Annotated in this window: 16 protein-coding genes; 4 read left to right on the top strand and 12 right to left on the bottom strand. The window is 34.9% G+C overall.

What is annotated here, in order from left to right; genetic code table 11:
• Position 1: 1 nt before the first annotated feature.
• The 6 genes from ACGH6Q_RS01315 to ACGH6Q_RS01340 all read right to left on the bottom strand — a co-directional run bounded on the left by ACGH6Q_RS01315 (position 2) and on the right by ACGH6Q_RS01340 (position 13040).
• On the bottom strand, positions 2–835 hold the full coding sequence (locus ACGH6Q_RS01315; RefSeq protein WP_411591620.1) for an ABC transporter substrate-binding protein: 834 nt from the start codon (positions 833–835) through the stop codon (positions 2–4).
• Positions 836–1025: 190 nt separating this feature from the next.
• Positions 1026–1448 (bottom strand): nucleoside-diphosphate kinase, encoded by a 423-nt coding sequence (ndk, locus tag ACGH6Q_RS01320; protein WP_085163956.1) that lies wholly within the window; start codon positions 1446–1448, stop codon positions 1026–1028.
• Between the two features lie 19 nt (positions 1449–1467).
• Complete coding sequence (gene pbpC / locus ACGH6Q_RS01325) at positions 1468–3765, bottom strand: penicillin-binding protein 1C (protein WP_411591533.1); 2298 nt, start codon at positions 3763–3765, stop codon at positions 1468–1470.
• Between the two features lie 133 nt (positions 3766–3898).
• A complete protein-coding gene (locus ACGH6Q_RS01330) occupies positions 3899–9055 on the bottom strand; it encodes an alpha-2-macroglobulin family protein (RefSeq protein ID WP_411591534.1) in 5157 nt (1718 codons plus the stop codon).
• 951 nt (positions 9056–10006) lie between these two features.
• Entirely contained in the window at positions 10007–11605 is a 1599-nt protein-coding gene (locus ACGH6Q_RS01335; RefSeq protein ID WP_411591535.1) for a hypothetical protein, read from the bottom strand.
• A gap of 493 nt (positions 11606–12098) precedes the next feature.
• Positions 12099–13040, bottom strand: a complete 942-nt coding sequence (locus tag ACGH6Q_RS01340; RefSeq protein ID WP_085163951.1) for a type IV pilus twitching motility protein PilT — start codon at positions 13038–13040, stop codon at positions 12099–12101.
• Between the two features lie 37 nt (positions 13041–13077).
• Between ACGH6Q_RS01340 and ACGH6Q_RS01345 the strand changes: the two genes are divergently transcribed.
• Together ACGH6Q_RS01345 and ACGH6Q_RS01350 are read left to right on the top strand one after the other, a co-directional pair.
• On the top strand, positions 13078–13779 hold the full coding sequence (locus ACGH6Q_RS01345; RefSeq protein WP_296302691.1) for a YggS family pyridoxal phosphate-dependent enzyme: 702 nt from the start codon (positions 13078–13080) through the stop codon (positions 13777–13779).
• Positions 13780–13815: 36 nt separating this feature from the next.
• On the top strand, positions 13816–14373 hold the full coding sequence (locus ACGH6Q_RS01350; protein WP_034912890.1) for a YggT family protein: 558 nt from the start codon (positions 13816–13818) through the stop codon (positions 14371–14373).
• A 33-nt stretch (positions 14374–14406) separates the two neighbouring features.
• Here the strand turns inward: ACGH6Q_RS01350 and ACGH6Q_RS01355 are convergent, their stop codons facing one another.
• The 4 genes from ACGH6Q_RS01355 to corA form a co-directional block, all read right to left on the bottom strand.
• A complete protein-coding gene (locus ACGH6Q_RS01355; protein ID WP_034912894.1) occupies positions 14407–14829 on the bottom strand; it encodes a YcgN family cysteine cluster protein in 423 nt (140 codons plus the stop codon).
• Positions 14826–15074, bottom strand: coding sequence for a YcgL domain-containing protein (locus ACGH6Q_RS01360; RefSeq protein WP_081296761.1), 249 nt, complete (start codon positions 15072–15074; stop codon positions 14826–14828). Before ACGH6Q_RS01360 ends, ACGH6Q_RS01355 begins: the two co-directional genes overlap by 4 nt.
• Positions 15075–15098: 24 nt before the next feature.
• Positions 15099–16061, bottom strand: a complete 963-nt coding sequence (locus ACGH6Q_RS01365; RefSeq protein WP_296302693.1) for a glucokinase — start codon at positions 16059–16061, stop codon at positions 15099–15101.
• 187 nt (positions 16062–16248) lie between these two features.
• Positions 16249–17190, bottom strand: a complete 942-nt coding sequence (gene corA / locus ACGH6Q_RS01370; protein WP_034912903.1) for a magnesium/cobalt transporter CorA — start codon at positions 17188–17190, stop codon at positions 16249–16251.
• 217 nt (positions 17191–17407) lie between these two features.
• Here corA and ACGH6Q_RS01375 point away from each other — a divergent pair, with 217 nt between their 5' ends.
• Together ACGH6Q_RS01375 and ACGH6Q_RS01380 are read left to right on the top strand one after the other, a co-directional pair.
• A complete protein-coding gene (locus ACGH6Q_RS01375; protein WP_065589243.1) occupies positions 17408–17926 on the top strand; it encodes a single-stranded DNA-binding protein in 519 nt (172 codons plus the stop codon).
• 275 nt (positions 17927–18201) lie between these two features.
• The gene (locus ACGH6Q_RS01380; RefSeq protein WP_065589244.1) at positions 18202–18864 is read left to right on the top strand and encodes a MarC family NAAT transporter; all 663 of its coding nucleotides are present in this window, start codon (positions 18202–18204) and stop codon (positions 18862–18864) included.
• Positions 18865–18887: 23 nt separating this feature from the next.
• Here ACGH6Q_RS01380 and ACGH6Q_RS01385 read toward each other — a convergent pair whose 3' ends face one another.
• Both ACGH6Q_RS01385 and kdsB read right to left on the bottom strand, forming a co-directional pair.
• Positions 18888–19580: a DUF2461 domain-containing protein gene (locus ACGH6Q_RS01385; protein ID WP_085163948.1), complete on the bottom strand. Its 693-nt coding sequence runs from the start codon at positions 19578–19580 to the stop codon at positions 18888–18890.
• Positions 19581–19583: 3 nt separating this feature from the next.
• Complete coding sequence (gene kdsB / locus ACGH6Q_RS01390) at positions 19584–20348, bottom strand: 3-deoxy-manno-octulosonate cytidylyltransferase (RefSeq protein WP_411591537.1); 765 nt, start codon at positions 20346–20348, stop codon at positions 19584–19586.
• Positions 20349–20364: the final 16 nt, after the last annotated feature.

The following is a 20364-nucleotide window of genomic DNA, read 5'->3' on the forward strand; positions in this document are numbered from 1 at the left end:
ACTACTGACCTTTACCAATTTTAAAATCACCACGAGGCATCGCTGATGCAGTTTCAGGTCCAAACCAACGATTATAAATCGTTAATGCTTCACCATCTTTTTCTAGTGTTAATAAAATTTGATTCACTTTTTCTTTCAAGCGATCTTCCCCTTTTGGTATACCAACAGCTTGATATTCTTGAGTAATACTAAATGGTGAAATTTCAAATACAGCTCGTTGTTCTTCTGGTAAATTCGCTAATAGGCCGATTAATTTTGCATCATCTTGAGTAATTGCCTGCACAACACCATTACGTAATGCTGCAAACGCAAATGGTGTATCATCATAAGAAATTACTTTAGCTGTTGGGTATTTTTCTCGCAATGTAATTTCCATAACTGTACCTTTATCGGCACCAATACGAAGATTTTTCAAATTATCTGCTGATTTCAATACTCCTTTTTTTGCTACAAATTTCTGACCAGTCGCAAAATAAGGAAGACTAAAATCAACGGTTTTTGCTCTTTCATCAGTAACGGTAAAATTAGCTACAATTAAATCGGCTTTTTGGGATGTTAATAACGGAATTCGATTGGCCGGATTAGTCGGAACTAGCTCAACATTAACCTTTAATGCTTTTGCTATCTCGTTGGCATAATCAACGTCAAGACCAACAATTTTATTAGTCTTTTCATCAATATAACCAAATGGCGGATTACTATCAAATACCGCTATTTTTATTTCTCCTCGTTTCTCAATATCATCAAGGCGATCTGCATAAGCAGAATTTGCACCTAACAAACTACTTACTAATGCAACAACAGCTAGTGATTTAGTCAACAATTTCATTCCGATTCTCCCTCAGTCAAGGTTATGTTATATACCGTTAAAGTCTAGCAACAAAGAATAAAATAAATAAATAACAAATACTCACATGGTTATAACTTAAAGTTATATGTAGTAGCTTTCGATTAATGACATTAAAAAAACTAATACAAGCTAAAACAGCTTATATCACTATTTTGATTTATTTAATAATATTGATTTACCCTACTATCTCGCTATCAACAAAAAAATAAGCAATTTCTTTTTCAGCCGTGGCTAGAGAATCTGAGCCATGTACGGCATTTTCAGTCATACTGTCAGCAAAATCAGCTCGTAAAGTGCCTGTGGCTGCTTTAGATAAATCAGTTGGTCCCATCAATTCTCGATAACGCTTAATAGCATTATCGCCTTCGAGAATCTGAACAACTATCGGCCCAGATATCATAAATTTAACCAACTTATCAAAAAATGATTTACCTTGGTGCTCAGCATAAAATCCTTCTGCCTGTTCTTTTGTTAATCTAAGCATTTTTAAGGCAATAATGTTAAGTTTTGCTTGGCTAATACGGGTTTCAATTTCACCAATCAATTGTTTTTTAACGGCATTAGGTTTGATGATAGATAAGGTTCTTTCAATAGCCATAGGTTTGCTCCTTATTGGTTTAATCAAGGGTAAATGTCATTCGTGAAATTTGTCCACTTTGATCTAATAAAAATAGATGATGTAAACCTTTATGAGTAACTGTCAAAGCTACCTTTTGATCGCCATATGTTTTCTCAATAAGTTCACCATCTAAAAACCACCATTTGTCACCAACACCACCTTGTGGAGTTAGATCGATAGTGACATCTTGCTGCCCAGGTAATCGTTTTACCAATTGCTTATCTTGCAGCCCAATAATATTGAGTGGCAAAAAGATATCTTTACCAAACACTGGGCAATGATTATCAACTTCAGGAATTAGCGATTGTCGACGTTCTTTGGGTAGTAGCCAATTTTCTAAAGCTATTGGCCAAAGTGCAACCTGTTTTTTATGTGCATTGCTACAGTCTGCTGACACACGTTTGCCGGCATCATTTACCCAAATAGTCACCCACCCTGAACGATAAATATTATTATTAAGTGCCGTTAGAGTATCAAGTGTTGGAGGTATCATATTATTTAATACCCATGCATTTTTTTGACGGTGGCAGTTTTCATCAGTTGCAGGTAACTTTTGTCCTGATGGCCAACAAATTTTTTCTAAGGTTACTGTTGTCGGTTTAGTTACTAAGGGAAGTGGGCGATTTATTCGTCGCTCTTTATTTAATAATAACGTGTTAACTTGCTGTAGTATCGGCACCGCTGTAATACTGCCATATTGACCAACAACGGGCGTTCCATCAGGACGACCGACCCAAATGCCAATCAAATAGCGAGGATTGACCCCAATCGCCCATGCATCACGATATCCATAGCTAGTGCCTGTTTTATAGGCAAGCTGATAATTATTAACTAGCATCTGTCTTGTGATCCATGCACTTCCATCGCTAATAAATGGCTTGCTTAATAAGGGATCTGCTTGCGTAAATCGTAAAGGACTTACTTGCCCATGACGAGCAAAGGCACTATATGCGCTAACTAAATTATCCATTCTTAACGACGCACCACCCAAAATATACGATATATTAGGATCATTACCTTTAGATTGAAGCGGTAAGCCAATACTAAACAGCTTGCCAGCAAATCGTTTTGGTCCATAAAGCTCAATTAACTCAACAGCAGGTAAGTTTAATGAATTCTTTAATGCATCTGAGGCACTGATTGGTCCATAAAAATCTTCATCAAAATTCGTAGGTCGATAATCAGAACTGATTCTAGGTGTATCTTGCAATAACGATTCAGAATGAATCATGCCGTCATCAATCGCTAAAGCATACATAAAAGGCTTTAATGTCGATCCAGGAGATCGAAGCGAACTTATCATATCAACCTGACCGAATCGCTCTTTATCGTTAAAATCAACCGACCCAACATAGCCTTTTACGGACATATCCGTATGATCGACAACTAAAATAGCTAGTGAGTTTTTGGGAGGTAACTGATTTTTACGATTAGCAGCAATATCTTCAAGGCTGTATTGAAGGGAGAGATCGATATTTGATCGAATAATATCAACATCAGGATATTGTTGACTTAACCTTCGAGCTAATAAAGGAGCTAATTGTGGCTTTTTACGTGGGTAAACCCATACTTCTTCTTTTCTAACTTGCTCTATAATATCAGATGACCATACCTGATATTGGGCCAATCTTGCTAGAACTTTGTCGCGTGCTTGTTTGGCTCGTTCGGGGTACCTATCAGGACGCAAACGACTGGGTGCTTGTGGCAATACGGCCAATAAAACCGCCTCACTACGTGTTAACGCTTTGGGCTCTTTACCAAAATATGACCAACTAGCAGCCCCTAAGCCTTCGATTGTCCCGCCAAATGGGGCTCGATTAATATATAAAGTTAAAATTTCATCTTTTGTAAAATGTAATTCAAGTTGTAGTGTTCGAAATATTTGTTGTAACTTTCCTGCCATGGAGCGATCGTGTGGATAAAGCAATCTTGCAACCTGCATCGAAATAGTACTACCACCTGAAATAATTCTTTTATTGGTGATATTTTGCCAAGCTGCTCTCAATAAAGAGGCAGGATTAATACCAAAATGATCATAAAAATAGCGGTCTTCATAATTTAATAACACATCTAGGTAATCATTGGGAACTTCATCTAACTTGATAGGATACCGCCAAACACCATTTTCATCAGCAAATCGCCACAGAGGCGTACCATCTTGCGCAAGAATTGTTTGTGTCGTTTTATTTTTTGTTATTGATAAAGGATAAAAGTGATCGGCAACAAAAAAACTACCTAATAACAAAAGGATAGAAAAAAATAAGAAAGCCAGAATTTTAAGTAGGTGCTTTTTCATTTTGTCAAAAAGTTTCAGGTAACACTATGTTTCGGTATAATATGTTTCAGTATAAATAGATGCCGCTAACAATTGTTAGCGGATAATCAATTTGTTTACATTTTAAAAATCAAATTTAATTGATACATACTAGCTATTGTTGTTTAGGTTCATTGGGCTCTACATTGCGCTCAACAATAGACATTAAGTCAATTGATTGACCAATTGCAAACCGATCGGGGCGATACATAGATTCAACATAAGGGTATGGAATCATATAATTACCAGCCGTCACAGCTCTAGCCAAATAAGCAACCTGCGATCGATAAGTACCATCGCTCACATAGTGATTAATATCAACAGCTGCAACATATCTATCATCACGGAATTCTTGATATTTAATATCATTGCTATCTTCATCTTTCAACAAATTGGCAATTTCCGGTATTGCCTGTAGACTCACACTACTATTTGTGAGATTTTGATTTTCTAACTCAAGTCCAGCAGGTAAAAAATCAACAATTAACGCATCGTGAACGACTTCTTTATGTGCTCTAACATCCAATAATACCACCACTAAATCACCCACTTTCAAGTGATGAGGTTGAATTTTGTTACCTTTCAAATCGTAATAAGAACGATTGATAGTTAAAACATTTTCATCACTCGTTGGTGCAGGTACTTTCTTGCCATAGCCTGATACGGTAAATTTAATATAAAGTGGTTGTGCATTTTCTGGATTAGAAATCGTTAATCTATTGGCTAAATTAGCAAAATCAAAAGAGCGTGATAAAGTCGAATCAACCTCATTTGACTGCTCGTTGAGCACCACATTAAATTTATGTGAAGATTTATGTTGTTCTAATGACCAGCCAGCCACAAATAATGCGTTAAGTTCCTGAGTTGAAAAATAACGAGTATCATTAAGCAAATCAGATAACTGAATTAAATAATCAGCTTGCTTATCAACACTTAAATTATTTTCTACCAATAAAGATAAAACTAATGCATTATCACGAATAGCACTACCATATTCGCCTAACCAAGAATAGCGATTATCATAACTTGTTGTAAATACTCGAGGCATCAAATTATTATAGATATTATCAAAACCAGCCAGCTTGGCGGAAAGCGCTAACTGAGCAACTGGTAATGGTGACAATACTTTAAAATCACTTTCAGTGATCTGTTGATACATCCGATTAATTTCATTACGCATAGGCACAGTGATTTTATTTTGCCTTGCCAACACAGCTAAAGCATAAGCTTTAGTTGCAAATTGCGTATAATTGCTTGCTTGTGAATTATCATAGTAGCTTTGTAACCCATTAAATGCATTGGCATCATAAGTATATTGGCTAATGCGGGTAATTGCGGCATCAAGCGCTTTATTATTGACATTATAACCACGCTCACTTGCTTGGATTAAAAAATCAGTTGCATACACCGTTAACCAATATTCCTCGGCACTGTCTTTACTCCATAAACCAAAACTACCATTATTACGTTGCATTGATAAAATTCGCGAAATACCTAGTTGTACTTTTTCACGTCGTTTGTCATCTGATTCAGTTTTAATCCCCAATGCAGAAAGCTGCTCTTGGTTTGCATATAACGATGGCATTAAACCACTAACAGTTTGTTCTAAACAACCATATGGATAAGCAAATAACTCTTTAATATACTGAGCAATATTAAGCGGAGGCTGATTTGATACAATTAATTTACCATCAACCGTGTTTTCAATTATCTCAGCTATACTATCTTCAGGTAAAACCCAACTTTCACCACCATTGATTGCTGCTGCATAATATTTATTGGTAACGGCATAAGCTGGTCTAACACCGACCGTCCACGATCGCTTGATCTGATAATTTGAGCCATCCTCCAATAAAATTCCTGTGACATTAATTGTCACCGTACCTTGTCCATAACCATAATCAGCAACAACTGGCACTTGAATAATCTGTCTTTGCTTGCTATCAAGTGTAACTTTCGTAGACTCAACTGCATTTTGATGAATCAAACCATCCGTCAAAACATTGACCTGCATTGTTTGTGTTTTTTCGGTTAGATTATTTAGATCTAGTGCCAAGGTAGCCTGATCACCACCCGATAAAAAGCGAGGTGTAGATAGCTCAGCAACGACTGGCGATGCAACTATCATGGCTTTTTCCGCTTTACCATAACGGCTATCATCCCATGCTTGAGCCATTATGCGTAATTCGCCATTAAAATTAGGCAAAGCAAGGTCAACAAAACCTTCACCGTCATCATTAAGATCAATAGTTTGCAATTGTTGAGCCACGATTTTAACTTCGTTTAATGGTTTTTTACCGCCTGGGCCAGATTCACCAAGCATAGCATCACCACCAAAGCTCACATTCAAATTGCGTCCTTTACCTTCAATTAATTTGCCATACACATCATAAAGATCAACTTCATAACGTTTACGACCCAAAAATGCGCTATAAGGATCAGGTGTTGCAAAATTAGTAATGTTCAAAACACCTGAATCAACAGCCGAAAGCAATACTGAAACCTTATGATCCTTTTGGATTGCACTTTTATCTATTTTGACCTTTATTGGAATAGTTTTTTCAGGCTCTGTCTTCGTAGGTGCTTCAATGCTCAAGTTTAATTGACGATTTGAAGTGTCAATTGGTAAATAAAGTAACCCAATTGCTCGTTTAATTGTCTGAACTGCAGCGTCAGTTGATGGGCGAATAATCATCGCACTAATATAAATATCATGGCGTCCCCAATCTTGGATTGGAATTTCAACATCAAGACCGTTTTCACCAACAGTGATATCTTTTTTCCATAATATACCATCATTGGTTTCAAGTGAAATATAACCCGAGCCTGCTACTGGAGCTTGTACATGTATTTTAGCAGTATCACCAACCGAATAGGCGGTTTTATCCAGGCTTAATTTAACCTGATCTGGACGAACAGCATTGGTGCCATTGGTATTATCTTCCCAATTATAACCACTTCTAAAACGTAAACTACTGATAATATTATTTTTAGTATCAACAACTTCAATACGATAAAAGCCATAATCATCCGTTTGGTAACTCACTTTAGCTGTACCATTAGCAGCGATAGACAGCGGTTGCTCTTGAACAACGAACTCACTTGAATTGTATGCTTGATACCACCCAGTATGTTCAGACCAAGTCCAATAATAATTATGACGTTCACGAATAATTCTTGCCTTTAAATGACTAGCAGCCAGCTTTTGCCCATCAGTGTTAACATAAGCCACTTCAAATTCAGCATTAGCACCTTTATCAACTGTCGGACTAGTTTCATATTTATCTAATGACCAATCATAATAAGGTGATTGAGAAAATAGTGCACGCACAGCAGGCATTTGCTGATTTGGCCAAATAATTTGGCTGGCATAACGAGTAATAGGGCGTCCTCCTGAATCAAGTAAACTGGCTTGCAAAATAAGTTTAATAGGAGAACTCAACTTACCCCAATCGCTAGTATCAATTCCAACTTGTGCATTACCATTTTTATCTAATGTCGTCTCAATATTATCAAGTTGTCTACCTATACTATTGTCAGTCACATTACCAATTTTATAATCAGCAAGTTCAGGTATTGAATCAATTTTTTTAAGATAAATATTACCTTCTAAATTATTTCCTGCTGCTGGAGCACCATAAAGATACCAACCTTTAACATCAAAATTGACACGTTTATCAAGCGTAATAGGCTTATTGGATGCGGTCGTAATTTCCATTGCCATACGCTCTGGTAAAAATTCTTCCACACGGAACCACACATAACGGTAATTATCGTCGCCTAAATTAAAACGAAATGCCCATTTACCCGTTGCTGCATTAGCTGGAATAACATATTGCCATTGATATAAACCGTTAGATTTTGCTTTAGCATCGACAGTAAAATTCTCAACAACTTGATTATCGGGTGACATAACATCAACCACAATTGGTTGCAAAGGCAATGGCTTACCATCAGCATTACGCAAAAGTGCATTAAAATAGACCGTCTCATGTGGGCGATACAAATCACGAGGCCCAAAAGCAAATAGTTGTTTTTGATAAAAAGTAGACCCCGTTAAATTATATTCACTTAAATTTAATGCGCTACGATCCAAATTCACCAAAGAAATTTGATTACCATCACTTGCCGTAAGTAGTGCATAATCCATATCTTTTGGCAAAGTGACTTCAGCATAACCTGTAGCATCAGTTTTAGCCGAAATAGTGGTACAGTTTTTATTACTATCTCGAATACTTTTGTTACATAAAATCGATATATTTACATCAGCAAATGGTTTTCCATTGTCAAGTCCATGGGTAATAACAGATAATTTACCATTGTTGTAAGCATGAACCGCAACACCTATATTACTGATCGAAAATAGCGATGCAGGATTTGTATAATCGTAACTTCCTGCTTGATTCATAACAGCTAAATAAATCCCTTCTTGCTGAAGTTGCGGAATGGATGATAAGTTAAGTAATACGGTTTCTTGCGAATTACGCTTAGGATTAAGATCAAACCGAGACGTATAAACTAAATCAGCAAATTTATTAATATTCTTTGAATTCCAAGCTGACACTTGGTTAATAAAACCATAATCAGCGATAAAATCAGATAACTGTTCAGGTTTAATTTTAAAGAAATTAACATCAATTTTATTAACATTAAGCGTAGTAACAGGTAAACCTGTCATTGATTTGCTTGGCAACAAAAAACCATTACTAGCAAATCCCACCATCGGCAGGCGATCTTGAGTTTTAATTTCTGCTTGGTAGACTTCTTTTAAGCTGTTGCCATTAATTGCAGCTAACATCTTATCAATGGTGAGATCTAATTGACGATTTGGTTCAAGATAGCGATGTCTTAATTCTAATCCGTTATCCGACAACTCCCAAGCTCCGTCAACATTACCCGTTTGGCGATCAACTAAACGAAGCAAATTAGAAAAATTGAGTTTAGGATTTAAAGGAACCGAAAAGGTAATAACTAAAGTACTTGAACCATCAATAATTACCTCTGAACTATCAATAACAGTTAATTCTTTACCGTGATATTTTTCAACTAATTCTGGTGTGGGGTTAAAGGCTAGTTTTGACGATTCATCTTGTACGATATCGTTGTCATCACTAGAATTGCTAATATCAGCTGTTGTATTATTATCAATAACTTTTATTTCTGATTGCGTTTCTGCCTGTTCAGCGCCTGTGTTTTGTTCAGCGTCTTTATTATCACAACCAGCTAATGCTAACAGCAGGCTAAATACAACTAAATGCTTTACTAACCCCATTTTCCACCCCATAAACAATAATTCTTATTACTAATTATTTTTATCTAAATTTTAACCACATATTATGTACTACCTTCGACCTTTTAGCAAAGGATGTTTAGTAAGAATAGTTATAGTGGATTGGCTGAAAAATGTAGCCGACTTAAAGTTACTCGTCTTAGCCATAATATTCGCCTTTTTAAACTATCTTCGCCTTGTAAAATATTTAAATTTGTACCAATTTCTATCTACCTAATAAAACCAAATTCATCAATCCCTAATTAGCCTACTTGGATCGGCTACACTAATTCATACAACTTTTTTAAGGAGTAAGGTAAACTTATCACAACTAAAACGGGGACAAATATGAATAAGATTAAACGCAAAAGACGAACATTCACAGATGATTTAAAACACCAAGGGTCAGTCTTTATCAACATGGTAAATCACATAGTGAAATCGTTACAGAATATGATTTGACTCCATCAACACGAGATCGTTGGATAACGCAAGCAAACAAAAGTGGCTCATTTAAAACAAAAGATAATCGCACTCCACAAAAACAATAGTTAATCGTTTTGCGCAAAGAGCTTAAACAACTCCATATGGAAAACGATATTCTAAAGCAAGCAACACTGATAATAGAACGAAACTTGCTACCCTAAAAGCAAATCGATATCATTATAGCATAACAAAACTATGTCAATATTTGGAATGGCATAACCATTTAGCCAACCTAAATACCTATCTTATTTAAATATATGATGCAATTGATGTTCAGCTACTTTTCTATTTATCTTTTATTTTTATCATAAAAGTTTTATAGTTTTTGTTACACTATTTTAGGTAATCGTTACATAATTATTTAAAAAAGTATAAATATAAATCAAGCCCAACCTTACAGTTAGGGCTTTGTTTTTTTATTAGAGTTATTTTTGTTTAATACTATAAATCCACTTACAGATTAAAAGGTTAAGGGGTAACACATAACCCTGGATGATTGCTAATATCTTCTCCATAATTTTCCATAACATTCACTATGCCACTATCCCCGTAAATTAAAAACATATAATCCTTATTCTTACTATAACCTATATAGTGACCGTTAGAGCTAAACTTAGACATCGGGTAGTTACTATAATTTCCCCACTCTGTAAAAAAACCGGCACCTATTTGACGTTGGTAATAATTTCCATTTGAGAAAGGCATCGCACCATCCACCCCATCTATACACGGAAAATCAACATAAGGAAGATTATTTATATCTATAACACCACATTTTGCATTGGTCAGATCCTCTATTTTTACCGCACGATAATCTCCTAAACGACTACACCACGTATCGATAGGCGCCTTCTCACCATAATACGGTAAGCTGCCTCTAGCTACAAACCATTTTTGCAATACAAACCCGTATTTTACTTTATTACCATGGTTATCTTCGCCCACTAATTCAAATGTTTGTGGTAAATTTGGTTTGTATATTCGATTAGGAAAACTAATCATGTCATCCCATTCCACAGTTGGGCCCTTTAAAGTAACTCGTGTTCCCCCTTTACGGTCAAACTGGTTATCAGCGCGATCATCTGGCGGCACTAATTCTATTGTCGCCGTTATTCCTTCTTTTGTAACTGAAGACCAAGTTAGCTCTTTTTCGTCTATTCCTCCAATTTCTAAATAAAAATACACATTATCACCGCCCGTCGTTGGAAAATTACGAGCGTATGATTCAGGGGTAGCCGTTTGGGTAAGAAAGCCTCTATCTGGATCCCATATATTTGCTGGGCCGTAATAGTGTTCATTATCTGCATAATCTAAACCACCATAATGTAGCCCCGGCCTGGCATAGCAAACAGCTGGTGAGTCTTTTGGGTTAATGTAATACGATGTGGTGGCAGCACTAACCATAATATGGTCAGGTGTGCCATATTTTGTTTTTAATGTGCTATCAGTATTACTTAATACTACTTTATAAGGTGCATGACATATCGTTAATACTTCACTACGATTAACAGCTCGATTATTTTTATCAGTAATTTTTACTGATATTTCGCCAGTTGCTGAAACTTGACCATCACCATCATCATCACCCCAATAGTTATATGGTTCTGTAACAAGTGTGTTTAACGGTATATTTAGCTCGCTAGAATTTTTTGATAGTGGAACAAACATACTAATATCAGTAAAACGTTCCCCACTCTTAGGTAACACAATTGGATTTGCAATGGTTGAATCATTAGTTGAAGGTGTAATTATTGTACCGTTAGATAACCGAATCCCTAATAACCCATCAGACGAAGTTATCTTAGTTTGCCCACCATCGACCGTAAAATATGGTGCAGATCCTTGAATAGAATAGGCAGAATAAGATGTTAATGCTTGTGAACCAAAAGAGTACAATAGTAATGAAGCTAAAAATATAACGTTTGATACTAAATTTCGCATTAAATCAGGCAATAATTTTTTAGGCAATGTCGAGAATATAAATGAGATGAACGTAAAAATACTGGTAGCACGATAACACTGTAAAGCTAAGATATCGATTTGCTGAGATTTAAAATAGTTTGACATAATATCCCTCTGTCAGATATTTTTTATTTTACTCTAATTTCAATTACTAACACTCAATCTTTTGAGTTTTTTTCAATTATTAAAGTATAGCTATTAAAAGAAAATTTGGCTACTTTTATGAAATTTTTTTTGTAAAGATTTGTAAACATTTGTAAACGTTTTTTACAATTAAGCTTTTTGGTTAGTTTCAAATGCTTTAAACTTTGATAATTTTAGTAAAACTCCAAGTTGTTTACACTTCATGGTTAAAATAATCCTCTAAAAAATCATAAGGCATTTTCCCTGAAATCGCTCTATGTGCTTTAACGGTATTATAAAAATTAATAAAGCGTTTAAATTTTTGTTTTCTATCTTTTAAATCGATAAATATTTGCTGATTATGTCATATCTCAATTCAAAGTTTTTATCACTCTTTCCGCTTTGCAATTCGTTTGTAGTCACAGGTAAATAAATAAAATTAGTTTATAATTAAACATTATTTCAATTTCAGTAATTATTGATCCGTAATAATTTGCATACCATGTTGTCGCCCTGTCTGCATAAGGGAAATAATTTGTTTAATTTTGCCTTCATTAATTAAATTACTGACAGCAGGAGTATTGATAAGCACTTCAAACAACGCTTTACGCCCATTTTTTGTTAATATTAGCTTTTGACTGATAATTGCTCTTAAATTATTTGATAATTGTGTGCGAATAAAGTTACGCGAATTTTCATCAAATACATCAATAATACGATTAATGCTTTGAATAGCAGAACATGTATGTAACGTAGCAAAAACTAAATGCCCTGTTTCAGCTACTGTTAATGCAGTTTGGATAGATTTTTTATTACGTAATTCCCCAAGTAATATTATGTCAGGATCTTGCCTTAAAAGGCTATCAAGTGCGTAATCAAAATTTGTAAGCTCCCTTTGTTGAATTAATGAATGTTGATTATGATAAATAAACTCAATGGGGTCTTCTAAAGTAATAATGTGTTTGGATTGAGTTGAGTTAATATATTCAATTAATGATGCAAGCGTCGTTGATTTACCACTTCCTGTAGCACCTGTCACTAAAATAATACCACTTTCGTGCGTTATTAGCTTTTTAAAAACCTCGGGCGCACCTATTTCATCTAGATCTGGAATCTGTTTTTTAATCATTCGAAACACTGCCGAAATACCACGCTGTTGATAAAAAATATTGACTCTAAAGCGACCTATTTCAGGAGATTGATAAGCTAAATCAATTTGTTTATCTTGCTGTAATTGTAATTTTTGTGATTCATTAAGTAACGCTAATAGTTCAGATTCTAAATCTAACGGCGATAACTTTTCGTTTGATACACACTGTAATTGTCCATTAATGCGAATGCGTGCAACTTCACCACTTGAAAGATGCAAATCGGATGCTTTTTGCGTTACACTAAGCGACAACATCGATTTTAACATTATATTTTACCTATTAGTTTATTAATTGGGAATTAACATGAATACAGTACGTGACAATTTACTTACTATAAAAAACACAATTCAAGAAATAGCAAAAAAATGCGAACGAGATCCCAATACAATCGAACTTATTGCGGTCAGTAAAACAAAACCAGTAACCTTAATCAAACAAGCGATAGATGCAGGTCAACTATCTTTTGGTGAAAACTATGTTCAAGAAGGCGTTGAAAAAATCCAGTATTTTAAACAAACACTTCCCAATACTTTATTAACTTGGCATTTTATTGGTCCATTACAATCGAACAAAAGCAAATTAGTCGCCGAACACTTTGATTGGATGCATACCATTGATCGATTTAAAATTGCTCAACGTTTAAATGATCAGCGCCCAGCTAATATGGAAAACTTAAATGTACTTATTCAAGTTAATATTAGTAAAGAAGCCAGCAAGTCGGGGGTTTATCCTGAACAAGTTGCTGATTTAGCAAAACAAATTATAACACTACCCAATTTAAATTTACGTGGATTAATGGCGATCCCTGAAATTGAAAATGATTTTGACAAACAACTAAACGTCTTTAACAAAATGCACGAACTTTTGCGTTCTTTACAAACTGATTATCCATTTATGGATACATTATCCATGGGCATGAGTGGCGACATGCAAGCTGCTATTGTTGCTGGTAGCACTATGGTTCGAATAGGTACAGCGATCTTTGGAGCAAGGCAGTATTTGTGATATATTGCCCGAATAGTTTATTTTAAGGAGTCTTAAATGACATCGCTTTATTTTCTAGGTAATACCATCTTAACGGTATGTCTCTATGTTTTAATTTTGCGTTTATGGATGCAGCGTGTGCGTGTAAATTTCTATAACCCATTTACCCAATTTATCGTACGAATAACTCAACCTGTTATCGGTCCACTACGCAAAGTCATTCCTTCTATTAAACAAATAGATACCGCTACATGGGTTCTTTTATATTTTGTTGCCGTCATTAAAATTATTTTTATTTCCTACTATGGAATGATTAATGAATCAATTTGGACTAGTAAATACCTACTTTATGCTATTGCTGTCATAGCTCATGCATTTGGGCATTTATTATTCTGGTTATTACTATTTCGAGCAATTCTAAGTTGGGTTAGCCGTGGACAATCAAACGCAGATGAATTACTTGCTCAGTTAACTGAACCACTTATAGCACCAATTCGCCGTATTGTGCCACCGCTTGGAATGATTGATATCTCATTTATGATTTTTGTATTTATTTTAATGTTTTTAAATATGCTCGCTGTTGATGTATTTGGATATTTATGGATTGTGCTTTAAATTAAAATCAAAAGGGAGCTGTAGCTCCCTATTTTAAATAATATGGTCTTCCCAACAAATCACATCTTTTTCATAAACAATCCGATTTTTAACCGATATCTTCAGCTTATGCATAAGCTTTTTATTACCCGTAATAAGCGGATGCCAATGAGGCAATTGTCCTGTTTCAGAAAAATAACGATAGGTACAGGTTAAAGGTAACCATTCAATGGTAAGGAGGTTATCACGAGTCAACTTGATACAATCGGGTTCATAATCAAAACGTCTATTATAATGTTTACATTGACAAGTATTGGAGTCAAGCAAATTACAAGCAACATTAGTATATAAGATCTCGTCTGTATCTTCGTCCATCAATTTATTTAAGCAACATTGACCACAACCATCACAGAGCTGTTCCCATTCTTCATCACTCATCTGAGCTAATGTCTTATATTCCCAAAATGGCTCAATCATACTTTGAAATCATCTTCTTTTAGCATTTGTAAGAAAAATCCATCAGTTTTAATCTTTTCTTCTATTTCAGTGGCGGTACCAACTACAAATTTTCGTTTACCGTCAAGTAATACTTTCATGACAAAAACAGGTGAACCAAAAATAGACATTACTTTTTCAGGAATCGTTGAAAAATCATTTTCATGTTCCATATATAGATAGCAGTTCTCTTTTTTGGTACTTCGGTAAATATAACACCACATCATAAATAAAACCTTTACTCATTAATACTATTTATTAAGACAATTTTGTAAATAAACACCTGCACCAAACAAGCCTGGATCTTCATGTGTTATTACATAAACAGGAATTTTTTTGACTAAATAGGACATACGACCTTTATGTTCAAAAGCATCTCTAAATGGAGATGTTTTAAAAAATTCGATAAAGCGTGGCACAATACCCCCAGCAATATAAACGCCACCTTGTGTATTAAGTGTTAATGCCAAATTACCACCAAAACGCCCCATAAAAGTACAAAAATAGATTAAAGTTTGCAAGCAAAGTGGACAACTTTTAGATAGCGCTTTCTCAACAATAATGTCGGGGGTAATCTCTATTACTGGTTGATTATTAATTTGTAACAACGCTTGATAAATATTAACAATACCATTGCCTGATAAAAACCGCTCGGTAGAAACACGCCCAAATTTTTTGCGAAGTTGCACTAAAATACGGTCTTCATCATCACTTATCATTGGAAGCTCTGTATGCCCCCCTTCTCCTGACAAACTAATCCAACGTCCATTTACTTTAATTAAATGTGACACTCCAAGTCCTGTACCTGCACCATAAATTGCAATTGGATAATCTAAATCAGGTTCATCACCACCAATCTGAACAAGATCTTGTTTAGATAATTTAGGAATTGAAGTTGATACTGCTGTAAAATCATTAATTACTTCTAGTTTTTCAAGATTAAGTTCCTTAACTAATTCAGATCGTGAAAACGACAAATCATTGTTTGTCATACTAATTATATCTTCGTCATTAATCGGACAGGCAATTGCAATACACGCCATTTTAACGGTAACCGATTGGGCTTGTAAGTAATTCTTAATTAATTTTAGCAATACATCATCCTTTGCAATAAGAACTTTAGTTATTGCTGATAGCTCATTTGTAGCCAAATTATAAAGCGCAAATCGAGCATTAGTTCCACCGATATCGGTGACAAGTGCATATTGATTCATGTTACTTCCTTTATGATAAATTAATTCTTTCAGTTAAAATATTAAGTTTTACCCATCACTCGATGAAAGTATATTGCTGATATTAATAATTATTTATATTAAATTATCCTAAGCAGTTAGTACGATAAGAATTTCATCTAATATATTAAAAAACTATCGAATAAAAACTCAATTTAAATCAATAAATCTACAACCACTTTTTAAGTTTAAAATAAATATAAGGAGCAACACCTGCTAGCAACATTAATAGTAATGAAAAAGGATAACCATATTCCCATTTTAATTCTGGCATAAATTCAAAATTCATACCATAAGCTGAAGCAACTACCGTTGGAGGTAAAAACACAACAGATACAACCGAGAAAATTTTGATAATTCGGCTCTGTTCAATATTGATAAAACTAGTTGCAGCTTGCATTAAAAAGTTTACTTTTTGGAATAATGACTCATTATGTGGAACAAGCGATTCAATATCGCGAATAACTTCACGAGCTTGTTCTAGTTGATCTACTGGCATCTTTGCTCGGCGAACTAAATAATTAACTGCACGTTGGCTATCCATCAAACAAAGACGAACTTTCCACGCGGTATCTTCAAGTTCAGCCAACGAGGTAATAGCTTCATCGTAATGCTCTTGAGCTGAGCGATCCATAATAATTAAACTTAATTCTTCGAGTTCACTATAGATATTCTCAATTTGATCTGCTAACTGTTCAACTTTAACTTCAAATAAATCAAGTAATACTTCATAAGGATTTCCATCGTTCATTCCTTGATAGCGCGATCGCATGCGATACAAACGAAATGCTGGTAAATCTCGCTCACGTAGTGTAAACAAACGACCATTATGCACTGTAAAAGCTACTGTTGAGTTGCCTGCACGATCTTCTGCATCTTCATAAAAAAAGAAAGAGTGGACGTGTAAACCTTCGTTATCTTCAAAAAAACGAGCTGACGCTTCAATATCGTCAAGTTCAATACTAGTTGCTAAGTTTTGTCCTAAATGTGTTAAAACAAAATCTCGATCAGCTTCTTCTGGCTCAATTAAATCAATCCAAGTTGCATTATTTATATCGCCTTCATTAATTTTTACTAATTGTTTGTTTTTTAATCCAAACGCATTAATCATAAGGCCTCCTATAGGAAAAATCTTTTAGAACATCACATTAACAAATGCTTGGCATTATACTCGCTATGGCAGCAAATTCCTATGTTTAAACCAATCTTTCTATATCTTTATAAAATGGGAGAAAAATTCCATTATTAAATTAAATTCGCTGATATTACTACAGTCTCATGTTACAATATGCAGCTTAAAATACTTATGTCATGTTTAGGAGTTAATAATGGCCAATAGAGGAATAAATAAAGTCATTTTAGTTGGTAATTTAGGTCAAGATCCCGAAGTTCGTTATATGTCTAATGGTAATGCAGTTGCTAATATTAGCATTGCAACATCAGAATCATGGAAAGATAAACAAACAAATGAATACCGTGAACGTACTGAATGGCATCGCGTTGTTATATTCGGTAAATTAGCTGAAATTGCTGGCGAATACTTAAAAAAAGGTTCCCAAATTTATATTGAAGGGCAATTACAAACTCGAAAATGGCAAGATCAGTCAGGACAAGATCGTTACACAACTGAAGTTGTAGTCAACCCAATTGGTGGTACTTTACAAATTTTAGCAACACGCAATGGTGGTGAAAACATGGGCGATGGTTCACAAAATTGGGGACAAAGTGCTAATAATTCTTCATCTGCACCAGTGGCTCCTTCTCGTCCTCTAACGCAAAATACACCAGCGCAACCAGCAGCAACACCAGAGCCACCAATGGATTTTGATGACGATATTCCATTTTAAGTATTAAAAGTTCAATTTGATTTAATGAAAGGAGTCGAATATTACTCCTTTCAAACCTTAATTTGATATTACATTTTATCTACTAATGCATAAAAATCATTCACGCTTGACATTATTTCTACTAATATTAGACCTATAATTATCAGTGTAGTGCCTACAATTTTTTCAAACATGGTAATAAAATCCGATACCGAATTACAACTACCTCCATATATCATTTTCTGTTTATTTCAATTATACTTAACTGCAAATTTTGTTGGATTTAAAATAAATCTATGTTGGAACTTATACAAACTGTCGGCTTTGGTTTAATTTTATTTATTCCTTTAACGAATCCTTTAACCACTGTGGTACTGTTATTAGGTCTATCGGGCGATATGACCAATGAAGAGCGGAATTACCAATCAAAATTGACCTGTATTTATGTGTTTATAATTATGGTTGTATCGTTTTATTGTGGGCAACTAGTGATGAGCACATTTGGCATATCGATTCCCGGATTACGTATTGCTGGTGGCATGATTGTTGGCGTTATTGGTTTTAGAATGTTATTTCCACAACAACCATCACACAAAACTCTTGAAGCAGATGCAAAAAAGAAAGAGATCTCAAATAATATCGCTTTTGTTCCTCTCGCCATGCCAAGTACAGCAGGACCCGGAACTATAGCAATGATAATAAGCATGTCATCAACAGTAAAAAGTGGAGGTTATGACGTTTCAACTTGGGTTGTTTATACTGCTTCGATTTTAGTGCCTTTATTGTTATGTATTATCCTTTGGTTTTGCATGCGCAGTGCAGGTAGCATAATGCGTTTTATGGGGAAAAGTGGCATTGAAGCCACTTCAAGAATTATGGGCTTTTTATTAGTTTGTGTTGGAACTCAATTCATAATTAATGGTATTAAAGAAATTATATTGAATTTTCCTAATATTTAATATTAAACACCGACTCAACAAAGCTAAAGAGTCGGTATATTTTTAATCATTTCTACCCGCATTAAATAATCATAAAGTGGAACTAACTGTTTAAAACCTTTAATTAGTTTATCGGGTAAATCGCTATTTAACACATCCTCAATATGATTACTTGTCACCATAACCGCAATATTTTTTCGGTTATACCAGGTTGCAACTTTTTCGTCCTGCTCTTTAATTAATGGGCGTTTATAACTTTCGCCAACAAGCTCAAATGGTTTTTTGACGCAACGTATCATTGCTAAAAATTTCTTAGTATCGTTAAGAATTTCGTCTCGAAAGATATCCATTGTTTGTTTTGATGAACAATAATAGCCTAGCCCATATTGATAACTGCTTGGGCTAATTTCAAAAAAGTAAGCGGGCGCTTCTTTCCAATCTTTATTTGGTCGTTTAAATGTCAACCATAATCGGCTACGATAAAGTGATTTATCATTTGAAAAACGAGTATCTCGATGTATACGTGAAATCGTTTTACCAATAGCAGGACGAGTTTCAAACCACTCATCAATTTTGAGCATCTCTGGTGTTAATTGTTCAACCAAAAGCCTAAACGGTTTAACTAAATCGTTATCATAAATAGCACGATGCTCTTCAAACCACTGTTTGCTGTTTTTAATCCAAGCGTCTTGTAAAAAATTAAGTCCAGCTTGGCTAAAGCCAGTAAAGTTTGCCATTGCTTACTCCTTAAATAACGCTCTTACTTTTTCTAAATCTTCGAAAGTGTCGACACCAATTGCAGGAGATTGTTTTGCCACAGCGACATGAATTTTTTCACCGTACCAAAGTACTCTTAATTGCTCTAACATTTCAATTTGTTCAAGCGTTGATGGTGCCCATTTAATATATTGACGAATAAAACCAGCACGGTAAGCATAAATACCAATATGGCGGAGATAAAAATCACCGATACTCGATGGTTTTAACTGTTCAGCTGATTTCGCAAAACGATCGCGTTCCCAAGGAATGGTTGCACGAGAAAAATAAAGCGCATAACCATCTTTATCTGTCACAACTTTAACTGCACCCGTATTAAATGCTTCTTCAACAGAATCAATTGGCACTGCTAACGTTGCCATTCCTGTTTTATATTGCACTAAATTTTCTGCCACTTGGTGAATAATAACAGGCGGAATTAAGGGTTCATCGCCCTGTACATTCACAATAATTTCATCATCAGCAAATTGATAGGCATTAATGACCTCTGCTAACCTTTCAGTGCCTGAATTATGCTTATCACTTGTCAGAATGACTTCACCACCATACTCCTTGACTACCTCATAAACTTGTTGATGATCTGTGGCAATAATCACTCGATTGGCTGATGATTTTTTTGCTTGCTCCATCACACGAACAATCATTGGTTTACCATGAATATCCGCTAGTGGCTTACCAGGTAAACGGCTCGAAGCATACCTAGCGGGAATAATAACCGAAAAGTTCATAATTAAGACCTTATTA

The organism is Gilliamella sp. BG2 (assembly GCF_046635645.1).
GTDB classification, from domain to species: Bacteria; Pseudomonadota; Gammaproteobacteria; order Enterobacterales; family Orbaceae; genus Gilliamella; species Gilliamella bombi.